Source organism: Pseudomonas sp. IT-P44 (assembly GCF_949768225.1).
Classification (GTDB): Bacteria; Pseudomonadota; Gammaproteobacteria; order Pseudomonadales; family Pseudomonadaceae; genus Aquipseudomonas; species Aquipseudomonas migulae.
Genome location: NZ_CATKQM010000079.1, coordinates 208,408 through 223,211, shown reverse-complemented (window position 1 = coordinate 223,211; position 14,804 = coordinate 208,408). Strand labels below are relative to the sequence as shown.

The following is a 14,804-nucleotide window of genomic DNA, read 5'->3' as shown; positions in this document are numbered from 1 at the left end:
CCCGCCTCCGGGCCGGACGCCTATGCTGAAGCCACAACCTCGCAGCCCATCTTTGTGGTTGGCAGCCTACCTGGCAGATGAACGCACACATGCACAACACCCACGCACCTGTGAACGACGATCAAAAAGCGCCCGGCGACGACAAACGCTGGAGCATTCGCGCCCTGATCGTCGACGATGACGTCCCGATCCGCGAACTGATGATCGACTACCTGGCCCGGTTCAACATTCACGCCAGCGGCGTCACCGATGGCGCGGCCATGCGCCTGGCGCTGCAAGCGGAGCATTTCGACGTGGTGGTGCTCGACCTGATGCTGCCCGGCGAAGACGGTCTGTCGCTGTGCCGCTGGTTGCGCGCCGAATCGGACATTCCGATCCTGATGCTCACCGCGCGTTGCGAACCCACCGACCGGATCATCGGCCTGGAACTGGGCGCCGACGATTACATGGCCAAACCGTTCGAACCACGGGAGCTGGTCGCACGGATTCAGACCATTCTGCGTCGGGTGCGCGACGATCGCACCGAACAGCGTGCGAATATTCGCTTCGATAGCTGGCGCCTGAACAGCGTGCTGCGCCAGTTGATCGCGGCGGATGGCCTGGTGGTGCCGCTGTCCAACGCCGAGTTCCGCTTGCTCTGGGTGTTCATCGAACGTCCGCGCCGGGTGCTCAGCCGTGAACAATTGCTGGATGCGGCGCGCGGTCGTTCGATAGAAGCCTTTGATCGCAGCATCGACCTGCTGGTTTCGCGTCTGCGCCAGAAACTCGGGGACGACCCGAAAGCCCCACAGTTGATCAAAACCGTTCGCGGCGAGGGTTACCTGTTCGATGCACGAGACATCGGCTGATGCGTGCGCGCTTCGATACGCTGTTCGGTCGCCTGTTTGGCGTGCTGCTGGTGGCGATCATCCTGGCGCATCTGCTGGCGTTTGCCTGGTTTCATCATTACGGCCCACCTCCGCCGCCGCCCCCGCCCGAGTTCGCCCAAGGCTTCGACGGACCACGCCCGCCACCGGACCCGCGTTTCGAAAACCGGCCACCACGGCCATGGTTCGGCGGGCCGCTGGTGCCACTTACCTTCCAGCTGATTTCGCTGATCATTGCCGCCTGGTACGGCGCCAAACTGTTGAGTCGGCCGATCCAGCGCCTGAGCGACGCCGCCGAGCGCCTGAGCGAGAACCTCGACAGCCCGCCGCTGGATGAGTCCGGCCCACGGGAGGCCCGGCAAGCGGCCTACACCTTCAACCTGATGCAAAAACGCATCATCGAACAGATGCAGCAGCGTTCGCGGATGCTCGGCGCGGTGTCCCACGACCTGCGCACGCCGCTGTCACGCCTCAAGCTGCGGCTGGAACAGATCGACGACGACAAGCTGCAAGGCCAGATGCGCCAGGATCTGGACGACATGATCAGCATGCTCGACGCCACCCTCACCTATCTGCACGAGCAGCGCACCAGTGAGGCACCGCAGTGGATGGACGTGCAGGCGCTGGTCGAATCCTTGAGTGAAAACGCCCAGGACCAGGGCTCCGATGTCCAGGCCAGCGGCCATTGCGCACCACTGCAGGTTCAACCGATGGCCCTGCGTTCATGCATCAACAATCTGCTGGATAACGCGCTGCGTTATGCCGGGCAGGCGCAGGTCGTGCTTGAGGACAATCGCGAGCACCTGGTGATCCGGGTCATCGACCATGGGCCGGGGATTGCGGCAGATAAACGTGAAGCGGTGTTTGAACCGTTCTTCCGCCTGGAAGGTTCGCGCAATCGCAACTCCGGCGGTGTCGGTCTGGGCATGACCATTGCGCGTGAAGCGGCTGAACGATTGGGTGGGCAATTGAATCTGGAAGAAACTCCCGGTGGCGGTTTGACCGCCGTTATCTGGTTGCCCCGCACCTGAGCCCCACAGGTTCTGAGCCTGACCCAAGACCTGTGTGTACCAATCGGTACAAACCCCATATACCTACGACAACTTGCTCCTTGAGGCTGCATAAGCCGGTGCACCCACCGGTTTTCCATTCCAGGGAGTGAGCCCAATGATCGGTAGCGTCAGCAACTACACGAGCTATACCAGCACCAGCAGCACCACAACCAGCAATGCTCGCAGCCAGCAATTCCAGAAAGAACTGCTCGCCAGGCTCGACACCAACAGCGACGGTTCGGTGGATCAGGACGAGCTCACCAGCGCTCTGTCACAGAAAACCGAGGACGGCCTGCTGGTCAGCCTGAGCAAGAACTTCGCCGATCTGGACAGTGACGACAGTGGCAGCCTGAGCAGCGAAGAAATGGCTGCGATGGCACCACCGCCACCACCACCGCGTGATCAGGCACCCAACACCGAACTGGCCGACGCGCTGATCAGCGCACTGGACACCGACAGTGACGGCGCCATCAGCAGCGATGAGCTGAGCAGCGGCCTGACCAACGCCGGCAGCAGTGCCGACAGCACAGAGATTTTTTCGGCGCTGGATAAAAACGAAGACGGCGTCGTCAGCAAGGACGAACTCGCCGCCAGCCTCGCCCCGCCGCCGCCACCTCCGCAACAGGTGTCCAGTGACGAATTGTTCAGCCAACTCGACGCGGACAGCGACGGCAGTGTCAGCGCCGGCGAATTGAGCAGTGCGTTGCAGGCCAGCAGCACGTCAACCACCAGCAGCGACACCAGCGCCGCGTTGCTCAAGGTGCTGGACAGCGACAGCAGTGGCGGCGTCAGCAGCGACGAATTGGAAGCCGCGCTGCAGGCCGGTCGCGAGAAAAACAGCAACAGCGCCACCGATCAGGCGAACGTGACTGAAGCGCTGAACAAAATGATCGCCAACCTGAGCAAGCAGTACTCGCTCGACAAGGTGGCGACGGTAGGCAAGTACCTGAACGTTACAAGCTAAGGCAAAGGCTTCGCGGGCAAGCCTCGCTCCTACAGGTATTGTGTCGCTCACAAATGCCCCGAACGACACAATACTTGTAGGAGCGAGGCTTGCCCGCGAAGGGGTCATTCGCCTCAACACAAAAACTCACGGTCGGCGATCTTCCACCCGCGCCTGACTCTTGCTCCAGTCGGTCAACAGGCTGTACGCCACGGCCAGCAACGTCGGTCCGATAAACAGGCCGATGAACCCGAACGCAATCAACCCGCCAAACACGCCCAACAGCACGATCACCAACGGCAAATTGCCGCCACGACTGATCAGGTAAGGCTTGAGCACGTTGTCGACGCCACTGATGATGAACGTCCCCCACATTCCAAGGAACACCGCCATACCGTATTCGCCCTTCCAGGCAAGCCACGCCGTGGCCGGAATCCACACCAGCGGTGGCCCCATGGGAATCAGGCTCAGCAAGAAGGTGACGATGCCCAGCACCAGCGCCCCCGGCACCCCGGCAATCAGGAAGCCGATCAGCGCCAGCACCGCTTGCGCCGCCGCAGTCCCGATCACGCCGTTCACCACCCGTTGCACCGTACCCGCCACCAGTTCGATGTAATAACCGGCGCGGTCACCGATCAACCGTTGCAGCAGCCCATGGACAAACGCCGCCAAACGCGGCCCGTCCCGGTAGAAAAAGAACACGAACACAATGCTGAGTGTCAGCTCGAGAATGCCGCCGCCAATCTGTGCGCTGCGCGCCAGCAACCAGTTGCCGACCTGCCCCAGGTAAGGTTTGAGCGACACCATCATCGCCGCGCCCTGCTGATCGATGCTGTTCCAGATCACCACCAGACGCGCACCCACCAAAGGAATACTGCCCAGCCATGTCGGCGCCTCGGGCAGGCCATCCATCTGCACGTCCTTGATGAACGCCGTGGCATCACGTACATGGTCCGCGAGGTTGAAACCCAGCCACACCAGCGGCACCGCCACCAGCAACATCCAGCCGAGGGTCAGCAATGCCGCCGCCAGGGATTCTCGCCCATTGAGCCAACGGGTCAGCAAGCGCATCAGCGGCCAACTGGCGAACGCAAGCACTGCGCCCCAGAACATGGCCGACCAGAACGGCGCCATCACCCAGAAGCTCGCACCAAACAGCACCAGCAGCAGGATCTGCACCAACAGTCGATCGTTATTGATCATCCACGTCTCGAAAAAAGTCAGTCAGCCAATAAGAGTAGGCGAACGCGGCAAGCACGTCCGCCTGCCACAGCTTATCGCAACAGTTCGATGTGCAGGCCAGAGCCTTCGACGCTGCCGGTTTCCATCCTGGCCGTACGCACCCCCTGGCCGATCAGGGCCTGGCGCCAGGCTTCGGCCTTCGGCCCGGACACACTGACCCGCAACGTGGTGTCCAGGTTCAGTCCACGGGAGATCAGACGGAGCCAGGTATCGTCAGGGTCGCCGGTCAGCTTGGGGAAATCGAGCTCGCCGGTGCTCTTGAGCTCTCGAAGCAAGGTGGCGGAAGTCGGCAGCAAATCACCCAGCGGTGCTGCGGCGTCGAACTGCTCGACGTGCAAATAGGCTTTGCGATTGCCGCGAGTGATGCTGTAAAGCGCCACCAGGGTGTTGTCCCGCGGCGCCGCCAGACGCAACAACAGGTAGGCCTGCTGATCGTCGGCCCCATAGAGCTTGGCATTGCCGAAGACCTCATTGGCCCACAGGCTGCTCTCGCCGCAATCACGGGCCTGGCACCAGAACAGCAACTGGGCGTCCTGCTTCTGCAAGGCTTCGCGAGCGGCAGTGAAAGCTTCGGTGGAGGAATGCTCCGCAGGCAGCTCGTAGGTCACCGACGTGGTTTGGCCGCGGGCGCTGACCTGACCGTCGAAGCGCAACTGCCCGCTGATCTTACGGATCGAACCCAGCGGGTAGATCCGTTCGAGTTCAGCGGTCGGGCGAAAGTCGACGATCTGCGAGTCGGCCAGGCGCGGCACGATCGGCAGGTCCTGACTGCCCGGCACATCGGCGGCAAACAGCGAAGGACTGAAACAACACAGCATTAGCAGACTGAGTGATCGCATGGACAGGCTCATCGGATCAGCATGGCCTGGGCACCCTTGACGACACTGGCGTCGTCGATGCGCTCGGGCACCAGCAAACCGCGCTGCACCGCCGGACGCGCCGCCATCGTCGCCATCCAGCGTTGCAAGGCCGACAAGCCGTCCACTGCCACACCGGACCACTCGTGACCACGGACCCACGGATAGGTCGCGATGTCGGCAATGCTGTATTCGTCCGCCAGAAACTCTACGTCTTGCAGGCGCGTGTCGAGCACTTCATACAGGCGTCGGGTTTCATGCTGATAACGGTCGATGGCGCCCTGGAGCTTTTCCGGAAAGTAACGGAAAAACACGTTGGCCTGGCCCTGCATCGGACCGATTCCACCCATCTGGAACATCAGCCACTGCAACACCACCGAGCGCCCCTTCGGGTCCTTGGGCAACAGCTTGCCGCTCAGTTCTGCCAGATAAATCAGGATGGCGCCGGATTCGAACACGGCAAAATCGCCGTTGGCACGGTCGACAATCGCCGGGATCCGGCCATTGGGGTTGATCTTGAGGAAGTCCGCGGACTTCTGTTCCTTTTTGTCGAAACTCAGGGCATGCACCGTGTAGGGCAGGCCGAGTTCCTCGAGCACGATAGAGACCTTGTGGCCATTCGGGGTCGCAGCGGTGTAGAGATCTATCATGGTTGTCTCCCATTTCAACCCGCCCAGCCTCGACAGTTGCCCGGCGCAAGTCAAGGAACGGCGAAGAACCGATTGAAACAGTCTGCGACAAGGTCGGCACCGGATTCGTCATTCAGGTGCAAATGATGACCGCCAGGCAGCTGTTCACGGCTAAAGGGTAGACGCTCCAGCAACTCGGGATGTTTGGCGAGCATGCCGTCGGCCGCAACGACCAGCAGCGCAGGACAACTGACGCGCTGGACGAAGGCCATGGCTTGTTCGGTGGTCAGGCGCAGCGGCGATGGCAGCGTCAGACGGCTATCGGTGCGCCAGGTGTAACCGCCCGGCACTGGCATCAAGCCGCGTTGCGCCAGCAATTCGGCGGCCTCGCGACTGACCGCCACCAGGCCTTTCATACGCGCTTCGATGGCGCGATCCAGGGTGTTGTAGACCGGTTTGCTTTTCTCTCGCAGGTCCAGTTGCGCTTGCAGGGCCATGCCCATGCGCTCGGCAGCATTTTCGCCTTTGTCTGTAGGAGGAATGATGCCGTCGATCAAGGCCAGGTGCGTAACCCGCTCCGGCAGCGACCCGGCGATGATCAGCGAAGCGATCGCCCCCATGGAGTGCCCCATCAGCGCAAAACGCTTCAAGCCCAGCTGTTCGGCCACTTGCAGCACGTCATGGGCGTAATCCCACATCGCGTAGCCGGCACCCGTCGGGCGATGCCCGGAATGACCGTGACCGGCCATGTCCAGCGCAATGATGCGCAGCCCTTTGAGCTTCGGCGCCAACCGGGCAAAGCTGTTGGCGTTGTCCAGCCAGCCGTGCAAGGCAATCACCGGCAAACCGTCTTCGGGGCCGAACAGGTGCGCCGCCAGCTCAATGTGCGGCAGGCTCAGGCGGACTTCTTCGACGGCATGGTTCATGCGCAATCCTGCTGATGACGAGCGTCCCAGCGGCTGAACAGGTTTTTCAGCAGCGTGGCGGTGTCCTGGGGACGTTCGAGGGGAAACATGTGGCCGCCGGGCATGGTCAGGGATTCGCCCAACGGCATGCGCCCGACAGAATTGGCGTGATGGCGCATCACCACGCGGCTTTTGTGCCCTCGCACCACCGCCAGCGGCACTTTCAGTTGCCGTGCGCGACCGGGACTGGTGTGGGGCACGCCCCGGTAGATGCTGATTTCCGTGGCGGGGTCGAAACGCAGACGCAGTTTGTCGCCGACCTGATGCAGGCCGTGTTGCAGGTAAGCATCGAAACATTCAGGGTCGAAACCGCGAAACAGCGTTTTACCGGCGAAATAACGGCGGGCACTCTCGATATCGGCGAACTCTTCGCGACGCCCCAATGTGCGGCCGGCCGGGGTCAGGCGGTCGATAAAACCGAAACGCTTGGCCGCGAGGATCACCCATTGATCGGCGCGGGTCAGCACCGGTGAATCGAGCATCACCACGCCGCGATACAGCTCGGGACAACGCAATGCCGCATGCAGGTGCAGCACGCCGCCGAAGGAATGGCCGACGCCCCACACCGGTTCCGCCTGTTGCTTGAGGTGATGAATCAGCTCGTCGACCAGGTTGTGCCAATTGTCATCCGCCGGGAAACGCGGGTCATGGGCGTGCTGCTCCAGATGCGTCACCTGATACTCGGGCGCCAGCGCCGCGAACAACTTGCCGTAGGTCCCGGAAGGGAACCCATTGGCGTGGGCGAAAAATATCTGCTGCGACATACCGGTCGTTCCATCAAACGAAAAACAGAACCCGATTGTCCGCAAGCCCACCGGGAACCGCAATGACCGTAACTGCCAGGAATGATGACAGTCGTGCCGTGGCTATGAGCGGCACGTTAGGTCGGACCTGTTATTTATGACAGTTGACAGTCAATCCTCATGACGCGGATAAGAGCACTGTCGCCAAGCCTCAGGCAATGCCTGTCATGACCCACGCCAACACGCCCACTATTGCAGTGATCGACTCCCGCGGTCTGGGCGTGCGTGCCGTGGCGTATCACCGCCGCGACAATTCTGCAGTCGAAAGCTGCATCACCCAGCAGGTCCACGATGTTGCCGGGCGTGCCGTGCTGAGCCGCGATCCACGGTTGTTTCTTTTACATCAGGCAGGCCAGAGCGCCGCCAATCAAATCAACGCGTTCAGCCTGTCGGGCGCCCTGTTGTTGTCCGAAAACAGTGATGCCGGCTGGCGCCTGGGCTTGCTCGGCGAGGACGGACAAGGCGTCGAAGGATGGGATCAGAAGCTTACCCATAGCCGCCTGCACTACGACGGGCAGCGCCGGCCGATCGCTTCATTTGAGAACGCCCACGGTGAAGCGCAACGCTGCATCGCAAGGTTTGCCTACGCGGCTGCCAGCGCCGATGAAAGCCTTAACCGGTGTGGCCAACTGATTCGCCAGGACGACACCGCAGGCACTTTGCGCTACCTCTCGTTCGGCATTGGCGGCACACCGCTGCAACACAGCCGCACTTTTGTAGAAGATCCGCATTGGTCCGTGGATTGGCCCGCGACGGAAAGCGAACGCGATGGTTTTCTGGAGGATGATCCAGCGATCACCCGCCTTCACTGCAACGCCGTGGGCGACCCCATCAGGCAGACCGACGCAAAAGGTAATGCTCAAGCGTTCATTCAGACCCGTGCAGCCGAGCTGAAAGAAGTTCGTCTGACACTGGCCGGACAGACCGAGGAAAAAACCCTGGTCAGTGACATCCAGTACAACGCTTTCGGTCAGGTCGAGCGGCAACGCGCAGGGAATGGCGTTGTTTCGTGTGCGACTTTTCGCCCTGAAGACGGGCGCCTGGAACATCTGAAGGCTTACGTGCCAGATCAACCTGCGATCCAGGACCTGACTTACGAGTACGACGCCACAGGCAATATCACTGGCCTGACCGACACTGCCGACCCGACTCGCTATCACCGTAATCAGCGGATCGAACACACCCATCGCTACCGTTTTGACAGTCTTTACCGACTGATAGCCGCCACCGGCCGACAGCTTCGCAATGCCGGCGGCGGGCCGCAGTTACCGGCGTTCCAATCTGCGCCCGACCCCGGGCAACTGGAAAATTACACGCGTATTTACACCTACGATGCCGCCGGCAACCTGGAGGTCATGCAGCATCAGGCCGACAGTGCCAGCCGCACCGAACGTACAGCCATCGCCGCTTCCAGCAATCGCAGCCTGCCTCAAAAGACCAATGGCGAGTTACCCGACGACAACGACATTGCCGCCGGTTACGACCTGAACGGCAACCGCATGACCCTCCAACCGGGACAAGACTTGCTGTGGAACCTGCGCAATCAATTGCGCCAGGTCGATCGAGTGGTGCGCGAGGACGAGCCCGATGACACCGAGATTTACCTCTATGACGGCAGCGGCCAACGCCTGCGAAAGATCCGTCAGACCTACACCGGCACGTTGACCCGCACCCACGAAACCCGCTACCTGCCGGGTGTGGAAATTCGCTCGTCCGCTGACGAAATCCTTCATGTCATCACGGTGGAAGCCGGACGCGGCAAAGTGCAGGTACTTCATTGGGAGAAAAAACCAGCGTCAGGCATTCCCCAGGACCAGCATCGCTACAGCTTCACCGATCATCTGAAGTCCAGCACCGTCGAGCTGGATGAAGCTGCGCGATTGATCACGTGGGAAAGCTACTACCCGTACGGCGGAACCTGCTGGTGGGCGGGACGCAGCAAGCTGGAAGCCAGTTACAAAACCATTCGTTATTCAGGGCAGGAACGGGATGCCACGGGTTTGTATTACTACGGGTTTCGCTACTACATGCCTTGGTGTCAGCGGTGGCTGAGTGCGGATCCAGCGGGAGTGTCAGCCGGGTTGAACCTGTATGCCATGGTCAGTGGTAATCCGATACGTCACGTCGATATGCAAGGTTTGGTAGAAGTAGACCCCAACCGTCTAAGCGCAGCGTCGGCGGCCGGCATGCACAGATTTGCAGCTGCGGCTGCCAGTTTTACGGTGCAATTGGCAGTGCGCTATGCGCTCGAACTGATTGAACCGAACCACGACTACAACCTGACCTTACATATGCTCGCTTCATTTCTGGAAGGAGCCGCGGCCGGCTACACGGGCTACGGACTGACAAAAAGCGCTGGTGCACATGACGGTGTCGCCTCAATGGTTGCCGTGACAGCAGCTATAGGTTTCACAATTCCTGTATGGAGGAGTGAACAAGGGCTTCCACCTCCAGGTACGGATCCGGAACTCCATCGTGACGCGATCGGGCGCATCGCATCCGTTATCGGTGGATTGACTTACCAATTGACAATGGACGCGTTCACGGCGGGCCCCGAGATCACATTCAACGCCTGCGCCAGCTTCTCTGACAAATTCAAAACAGCTGCAAAGGCATCGATTGGATATGCGGGCATTCGAGCTGGCATCGGCGCACTCAACTCCTTTTTGCCCGCGCCGATCAGCGGAATTCTGAACCCGGTGGGAGAATACGCGGACGGGTTTCTGGAGACCTACATGAAGCCCTACCCTTCAGAAACAACCGATTACTCCGAAAATACCAAAGCAGCCCTGCCAAGCAGTTGGAAGAGCACCTTTCAAGGTGCAGTAACACGTTCGATAGGGGGATCCATCAACCGTATGTTGGGCGGGCTCATATCCTCTGATATGTCTTCCGTGGCACGGGGAGCGCTCGGTAACGCAATAGGATTTTTCACTGAGTTCCGCGCTCTGGCCACGAATCAGATGAAGAAAGGATTCATCAAGGACTCTCTATCCCCGGATCCCGACCTTGAGAATCAGCTCCCAAGACAAAACTGCGCCACAGCACCTTCGGGTCGCGGATATTGGGAAGGGAGCTTGCATCTGGATCGGTTGTTTCGTGAAGCTTGATATGAAGCGGACCGGCGCGCGCCCTGTGTCATCAGTCCGCCGTCCATGTCTTCACTGCCTTGGCGGTGCGTCCCCCAACGGCACCACCGCCATGGTCAACCGCGACACACAACTGGCCTTGCCCTCATCGCTGGTCAACCGAATGTCCCAGACATGGGTCGTGCGCCCGATGTGAATCGGCTTGGCCACCGCCGTCACCCGTCCGCTGCGCAGCCCCCGCAAATGGTTGGCGTTGATCTCAAGGCCCACGCAGTAAAACCTGCTGGCATCGATGCACAGATAACTGGCCATGGAGCCGACAGTTTCGGCCAACACCACCGAAGCACCGCCGTGCAGCAAACCATAAGGCTGGTGAGTGCGATGATCGATGACCATGCTCGCCGTCAGCGACTCTTCGTCGAAGGCTTCGAAGCGTATATCCAGCACTTCGCCGATGGTGTTTTTCTGAATCGCGTTCAACTGCTCGATGTTGGGAGTGGTACGCCACAAACTCATTGCACACATCCTTTGTTGGTTTTATTCGTGGCTCAATCCTGCCACAGCACCGCTTCGCTATGCTCGCTCCATTCTTCGAACCGGGGGCCGTAAGCCGCTTCGATCACGTTGCGCTTGATCTTCAGGGTTGGCGTCAGGAAGCCGTTTTCCACGGCCCAGCTGTCTTTGACGACAACGAGCCGGCGCAGGCGCTCATGTTTGTCGAGGGCGCCGTTGACCTCTTCGAGAAGTTTTTCCAGGCTTGAATGCAGGCCTGCACGCGCGGTTCCGCCGGCGTCCTGCTGCCCGACTGCCGAGAGCACGCACAACCCCAGCGGCGCACTCAACCCATCGCCGACCACGCACACTTGCTCGATGCGTGAATGCACCGCCAAACGGTTTTCGATCGGCGCCGGTGCCACGTACTTGCCTTTGCTGGTCTTGAAGATTTCCTTCAGGCGGCCGGTCAGGCGCAGGTTGCCTTCGGCGTCCTGTTCGCCCTTGTCACCGGTGCGCAGGAAGCCGTCCTCGGTGATGGTGTCGGCGGTTTTTTCCGGTTCCTTGAAATACCCGAGCATGGTTGCGCCACTGCGCACCAAGACCTCGCCCGATTCGGCGATCCGCACTTCAACGTCGGGGCAAGGCTTGCCGATCCAGCCCGGTTTGTTGTCGCCGGGCCGGCCGATGTGGGAATAACCGCAGCTTTCGGTCATGCCGTAGACCTCCAGCACGTCCAGCCCGAGTTTGCGGTACCACAGCAACAACGTCTGCGGCACCGGCGCGGCGCCGGACAACGCGACGCGCAAGGCGTCCAGCCCCAGCCCGGCGAGCACTTTGTGCCCTACCCGTTTGCCGATGAAGGGCAGCCCGAGCAGGAAGTCGAGGCGTTTTGCCGGGATCTTGCCGTACACGCCCATCTGGAATTTGGTCCAGATGCGCGGCACGCCGAACAGCGCAGTCGGCCGCGCACGCTGCAAATCAGTCAGGAAGGTGTCGAGGCTCTCGGCAAAGAACACGGTTTGCCCGGTGTAGATGGACGCCAGTTCGACGAACATGCGTTCGGCGACGTGGCACAACGGCAGGTAAGACAGCAATCGATCCGACTCATTGAGGCCGAACAACTGCGTGCCACGGGTGGTGGCGAACCCCAGATTGCCGAAGCTGTGCATGACGCCTTTGGGCATGCCGGTGGTGCCGGAGGTGTAAATGATGGTCGCCAGTTGGTCAGCGGCAGGCTTGGGGTCGTCCTGGATCGGTGAGCAGGCTTGCAGGTCGGCCCAACTGAAATCGAAGGTACCCGGCGGGTGCAACGGCAGGCTGATGGTCGGCAAGTCGGGATTGACCCCGCGGGACATGCCGGGCCAGTCATCGAGTTTGCCGATGAACGCCAGCGCCGCTTCGGAGTGTTCGAGTACTTGTGCGACGGATTCGGCAGTGAGGTTCGGGTACAACGGCACCGACACATGCCCGGCCATCCAGATCGCCAGGTCGGCGATGATCCAGTGCGCGCAGTTTTTCGAGATCAGGGCGATGTGGCTGCCTTGCGGCAGTTCACGGGCGCGCAGCCAGTGCGCGGCGCAGCGAGCCTGATGGCCGACGTCTTCCCAGGTCAGGGTCTCGACCTGGCCACCACCCGTAGGCTGGACCAGAAAGCGCTGACGGGGATGACGGGATTCGCGCTCGTAGAAGACGTCCAGCGGCAAACGAAAAGCAGCAGACATGCGACTCGCTCCTTTATTTTTGGTCTGGAGCAAGCGTAGTCAACCAAGCGGTTGCTTGGTTGACTATTTCATTACAAAAAATCAGTAACGCAGCCGAACACTGTAGGAGCGAGGCTTGCCCGCGAAGGGGCCCTTGAAGGAGTTAAAAGCTTCGCGGGCAAGCCTCGCTCCTACAAAAGCAAAACAATCGTTACGGGTGCTTGAGGCTGTTGAGCTTCATCGAACCGATCAACAACTCATTGTGCTCAAGTTCGGCCAGGCCGGCGGTGCTGACTTTTTCCGGTGGATAGCCGGCGCCATGTTGCAGGTAGCTCAACAAGTTGCCCACCAGCGGGTTGTGACTGACCAAAAGGACGTCACTCACCAACACCAACTGCTCGGCCACTTTATCCGGGTCGGTTTCCGGGGTCAGCCAGTCGACTGTACGAATTTCCGGCTCGAAGCCCAGAGCCTCACGGACCAGTTGCGCAGTTTCCTGAGCTCGCAGGTAAGGGCTGGCATAGATCGCGGTGACGGGCTGCCCCATCAACCGTGCAGCGCTGCGCAGCACTTCTTCACGACCGTGGGCAGTCAATGTCCGTTCGGAGTCCGGACGCGAGCCGTAAGGCTCGGCTTCCCCATGACGCAATACCCAGAGTTTCATAGCTTGGGTTCCTCATCTCGGGCCGGATGCGGCGCAGGCGCCACGACGTGTGGCGCTTCACCTTCCGGTGTACGCGGCGTCGGCCAGTCAGCGAACGGCCAGGGTTTCTGGTCGCTGTGAAACGTGCCGAAACGACCGATCTGCGCCAGGAATTGGCTCAGGCTGTCGCCGAAATTCATCAGGCTGGCGCTCGGGGCGCCATAGATCAAACGATAGACCAGTTGCACCAGCACCACGGCGCCGAGGATGAACTGCGCCACCTGCCAGACCAGCAGGAAGACGATCATCCACAACACCCGCAGCAGGATGGATTCGTATTGGGCTTCTGTTTTCGGATCGTTCATGTCTCGCTCTCCTGCTCCTTATGAGGAGCGTGATCAGTTAAAACCACTGGTGGAAATAAAGTCGACGTCGGTTTTCGGTTCGCCACGCATCAGCAGTTCAATGACCTGATTCAGCGTGCGCCCTTCGAACAGGATCGCGTGCAGCCCGGCGACCAGCGGCATGTAGACGCCGACTTCCTGAGCCTTGGCCTTGAGCACTTTCAGGGTGTTCACGCCTTCGGCGACTTCGCCCAGGCGTGTCACCGCGTCTTCCAGGCTCAAGCCCTGGCCGAGGGCGAAGCCAACCTGGTAGTTACGGCTTTTCGGCGACGAACAGGTGACGATCAAGTCGCCTACCCCGGCCAGTCCCAGGAACGTCATGGGGTTGGCGCCCTGATTCACCGCAAAGCGGGTCATTTCCGCCAGCGCCCGGGTGATCAGCATGCTCTTGGTGTTTTCGCCCATGCCCAGCGCCACCGCCATGCCGGCGATGATCGCGTAGACGTTTTTCAGCGCCCCGCCCAACTCCACGCCGAAACGGTCGGCGCTGGCGTACACACGAAAGGTGCGCCCGTGCAGCGCTTCCTGGACCCGTTGGCAGAGTTCTTCGTCTTCGCTGGCGACTACCGTGGCGGTCAGCGCGTGCTCGGCGATTTCACGGGCCAGGTTCGGGCCGGACAGCACGCCGATGCGCGCTTGCGGGGCGATTTCTTCGAGGATCTCGCTCATCAGTTTAAAGGTGTGGGCTTCGATGCCTTTGGTCAGGCTCACCAGCAACTTGCCGCTCAAGCGTTCGGCGTGCGGAACCAGCACCGCGCGCAGCGCGCTGGAAGGCAGCGCGACAAAACACAGATCGCAGGCGTCCAGCGTGGCTTGCAGGTCGGTGACCGCTTCCACTCCCGGCAGAATCTTGATGCCCTTGAGGTAACGCGGATTCTCGCGATTGACCCGAATGGCCTCGGCCTGCTCGGGGTCACGCATCCACTGCCGGACCTGATGCCCGTTCTCGGCCAGCAGATTAGCCACGGCGGTACCAAAACTTCCGCCTCCCAGGACCGCAATTGGGCGCTGTTCAGTCATATGCAATCCGTTAATCCATACCAATGGCGATGTCGGCATTATACGGAGCGGCCCAGTGGCGGCCAGCCCCCGCGTCAATTACCGGCACTTGTAGAA

The 14,804-nt window shown here is 60.8% G+C and carries 14 protein-coding genes; 4 read left to right on the top strand and 10 right to left on the bottom strand.

The annotated features are described in order from the left end of the window. The first annotated feature begins 89 nt into the window (after positions 1-89). From ACM6IO_RS27780 to xopAW, 3 genes are all read left to right on the top strand, one after another. Positions 90-848 (top strand): response regulator, encoded by a 759-nt coding sequence (locus tag ACM6IO_RS27780; RefSeq protein ID WP_223450370.1) that lies wholly within the window; start codon positions 90-92, stop codon positions 846-848. Next, positions 848-1,897: a sensor histidine kinase gene (locus ACM6IO_RS27775; RefSeq protein ID WP_008041589.1), complete on the top strand. Its 1,050-nt coding sequence runs from the start codon at positions 848-850 to the stop codon at positions 1,895-1,897. Before ACM6IO_RS27780 ends, ACM6IO_RS27775 begins: the two co-directional genes overlap by 1 nt. Before the next feature lie 136 nt (positions 1,898-2,033). Next, positions 2,034-2,882: a XopAW family type III secretion system calcium-binding effector gene (gene xopAW / locus ACM6IO_RS27770; protein WP_192227926.1), complete on the top strand. Its 849-nt coding sequence runs from the start codon at positions 2,034-2,036 to the stop codon at positions 2,880-2,882. A gap of 126 nt (positions 2,883-3,008) precedes the next feature. Here the strand turns inward: xopAW and ACM6IO_RS27765 are convergent, their stop codons facing one another. The 5 genes from ACM6IO_RS27765 to ACM6IO_RS27745 all read right to left on the bottom strand — a co-directional run bounded on the left by ACM6IO_RS27765 (position 3,009) and on the right by ACM6IO_RS27745 (position 7,318). Then, positions 3,009-4,064 (bottom strand): AI-2E family transporter, encoded by a 1,056-nt coding sequence (locus tag ACM6IO_RS27765; RefSeq protein ID WP_008029297.1) that lies wholly within the window; start codon positions 4,062-4,064, stop codon positions 3,009-3,011. Positions 4,065-4,135: 71 nt separating this feature from the next. Continuing rightward, complete coding sequence (locus ACM6IO_RS27760; protein WP_192227927.1) at positions 4,136-4,942, bottom strand: DUF4892 domain-containing protein; 807 nt, start codon at positions 4,940-4,942, stop codon at positions 4,136-4,138. 8 nt (positions 4,943-4,950) lie between these two features. Beyond that, positions 4,951-5,610, bottom strand: a complete 660-nt coding sequence (locus tag ACM6IO_RS27755; RefSeq protein ID WP_008029301.1) for a glutathione S-transferase family protein — start codon at positions 5,608-5,610, stop codon at positions 4,951-4,953. Positions 5,611-5,660: 50 nt separating this feature from the next. Beyond that, positions 5,661-6,515 (bottom strand): alpha/beta hydrolase, encoded by an 855-nt coding sequence (locus ACM6IO_RS27750; protein WP_008029303.1) that lies wholly within the window; start codon positions 6,513-6,515, stop codon positions 5,661-5,663. Then, on the bottom strand, positions 6,512-7,318 hold the full coding sequence (locus tag ACM6IO_RS27745) for an alpha/beta fold hydrolase (RefSeq protein WP_008029305.1): 807 nt from the start codon (positions 7,316-7,318) through the stop codon (positions 6,512-6,514). The genes ACM6IO_RS27750 and ACM6IO_RS27745 overlap by 4 nt, the downstream gene beginning before the upstream one ends. Positions 7,319-7,524: 206 nt before the next feature. Between ACM6IO_RS27745 and ACM6IO_RS27740 the strand changes: the two genes are divergently transcribed. Next, the gene (locus ACM6IO_RS27740) at positions 7,525-10,467 is read left to right on the top strand and encodes an RHS repeat-associated core domain-containing protein (RefSeq protein ID WP_414912604.1); all 2,943 of its coding nucleotides are present in this window, start codon (positions 7,525-7,527) and stop codon (positions 10,465-10,467) included. Between the two features lie 51 nt (positions 10,468-10,518). Here the strand turns inward: ACM6IO_RS27740 and ACM6IO_RS27735 are convergent, their stop codons facing one another. The 5 genes from ACM6IO_RS27735 to ACM6IO_RS27715 all read right to left on the bottom strand — a co-directional run bounded on the left by ACM6IO_RS27735 (position 10,519) and on the right by ACM6IO_RS27715 (position 14,708). Continuing rightward, complete coding sequence (locus tag ACM6IO_RS27735; RefSeq protein ID WP_414912603.1) at positions 10,519-10,962, bottom strand: hotdog fold thioesterase; 444 nt, start codon at positions 10,960-10,962, stop codon at positions 10,519-10,521. Between the two features lie 32 nt (positions 10,963-10,994). Further along, on the bottom strand, positions 10,995-12,662 hold the full coding sequence (locus ACM6IO_RS27730) for an AMP-binding protein (protein WP_192227930.1): 1,668 nt from the start codon (positions 12,660-12,662) through the stop codon (positions 10,995-10,997). Between the two features lie 190 nt (positions 12,663-12,852). Beyond that, a complete protein-coding gene (sixA, locus tag ACM6IO_RS27725; RefSeq protein WP_414912602.1) occupies positions 12,853-13,305 on the bottom strand; it encodes a phosphohistidine phosphatase SixA in 453 nt (150 codons plus the stop codon). Continuing rightward, positions 13,302-13,649 (bottom strand): DUF4389 domain-containing protein, encoded by a 348-nt coding sequence (locus ACM6IO_RS27720; RefSeq protein ID WP_008029309.1) that lies wholly within the window; start codon positions 13,647-13,649, stop codon positions 13,302-13,304. The genes sixA and ACM6IO_RS27720 overlap by 4 nt, the downstream gene beginning before the upstream one ends. Before the next feature lie 33 nt (positions 13,650-13,682). Next, positions 13,683-14,708: an NAD(P)H-dependent glycerol-3-phosphate dehydrogenase gene (locus ACM6IO_RS27715; RefSeq protein WP_192227932.1), complete on the bottom strand. Its 1,026-nt coding sequence runs from the start codon at positions 14,706-14,708 to the stop codon at positions 13,683-13,685. Positions 14,709-14,804 lie beyond the last annotated feature (96 nt).

Excerpts from the sequence above, each read along its gene's own strand:
- ACM6IO_RS27780 (WP_223450370.1), top strand. The coding sequence starts at position 90 with ATGCACAACACCCACGCACCTGTGAACGACGATCAAAAAGCGCCCGGC.
- ACM6IO_RS27775 (WP_008041589.1), top strand. The coding sequence starts at position 848 with ATGCGTGCGCGCTTCGATACGCTGTTCGGTCGCCTGTTTGGCGTGCTG.
- xopAW (WP_192227926.1), top strand. The coding sequence starts at position 2,034 with ATGATCGGTAGCGTCAGCAACTACACGAGCTATACCAGCACCAGCAGC.
- ACM6IO_RS27765 (WP_008029297.1), bottom strand. The coding sequence starts at position 4,064 with ATGATCAATAACGATCGACTGTTGGTGCAGATCCTGCTGCTGGTGCTG.
- ACM6IO_RS27760 (WP_192227927.1), bottom strand. The coding sequence starts at position 4,942 with ATGCGATCACTCAGTCTGCTAATGCTGTGTTGTTTCAGTCCTTCGCTG.
- ACM6IO_RS27755 (WP_008029301.1), bottom strand. The coding sequence starts at position 5,610 with ATGATAGATCTCTACACCGCTGCGACCCCGAATGGCCACAAGGTCTCT.
- ACM6IO_RS27750 (WP_008029303.1), bottom strand. The coding sequence starts at position 6,515 with ATGAACCATGCCGTCGAAGAAGTCCGCCTGAGCCTGCCGCACATTGAG.
- ACM6IO_RS27745 (WP_008029305.1), bottom strand. The coding sequence starts at position 7,318 with ATGTCGCAGCAGATATTTTTCGCCCACGCCAATGGGTTCCCTTCCGGG.
- ACM6IO_RS27740 (WP_414912604.1), top strand. The coding sequence starts at position 7,525 with ATGACCCACGCCAACACGCCCACTATTGCAGTGATCGACTCCCGCGGT.
- ACM6IO_RS27735 (WP_414912603.1), bottom strand. The coding sequence starts at position 10,962 with ATGAGTTTGTGGCGTACCACTCCCAACATCGAGCAGTTGAACGCGATT.
- ACM6IO_RS27730 (WP_192227930.1), bottom strand. The coding sequence starts at position 12,662 with ATGTCTGCTGCTTTTCGTTTGCCGCTGGACGTCTTCTACGAGCGCGAA.
- sixA (WP_414912602.1), bottom strand. The coding sequence starts at position 13,305 with ATGAAACTCTGGGTATTGCGTCATGGGGAAGCCGAGCCTTACGGCTCG.
- ACM6IO_RS27720 (WP_008029309.1), bottom strand. The coding sequence starts at position 13,649 with ATGAACGATCCGAAAACAGAAGCCCAATACGAATCCATCCTGCTGCGG.
- ACM6IO_RS27715 (WP_192227932.1), bottom strand. The coding sequence starts at position 14,708 with ATGACTGAACAGCGCCCAATTGCGGTCCTGGGAGGCGGAAGTTTTGGT.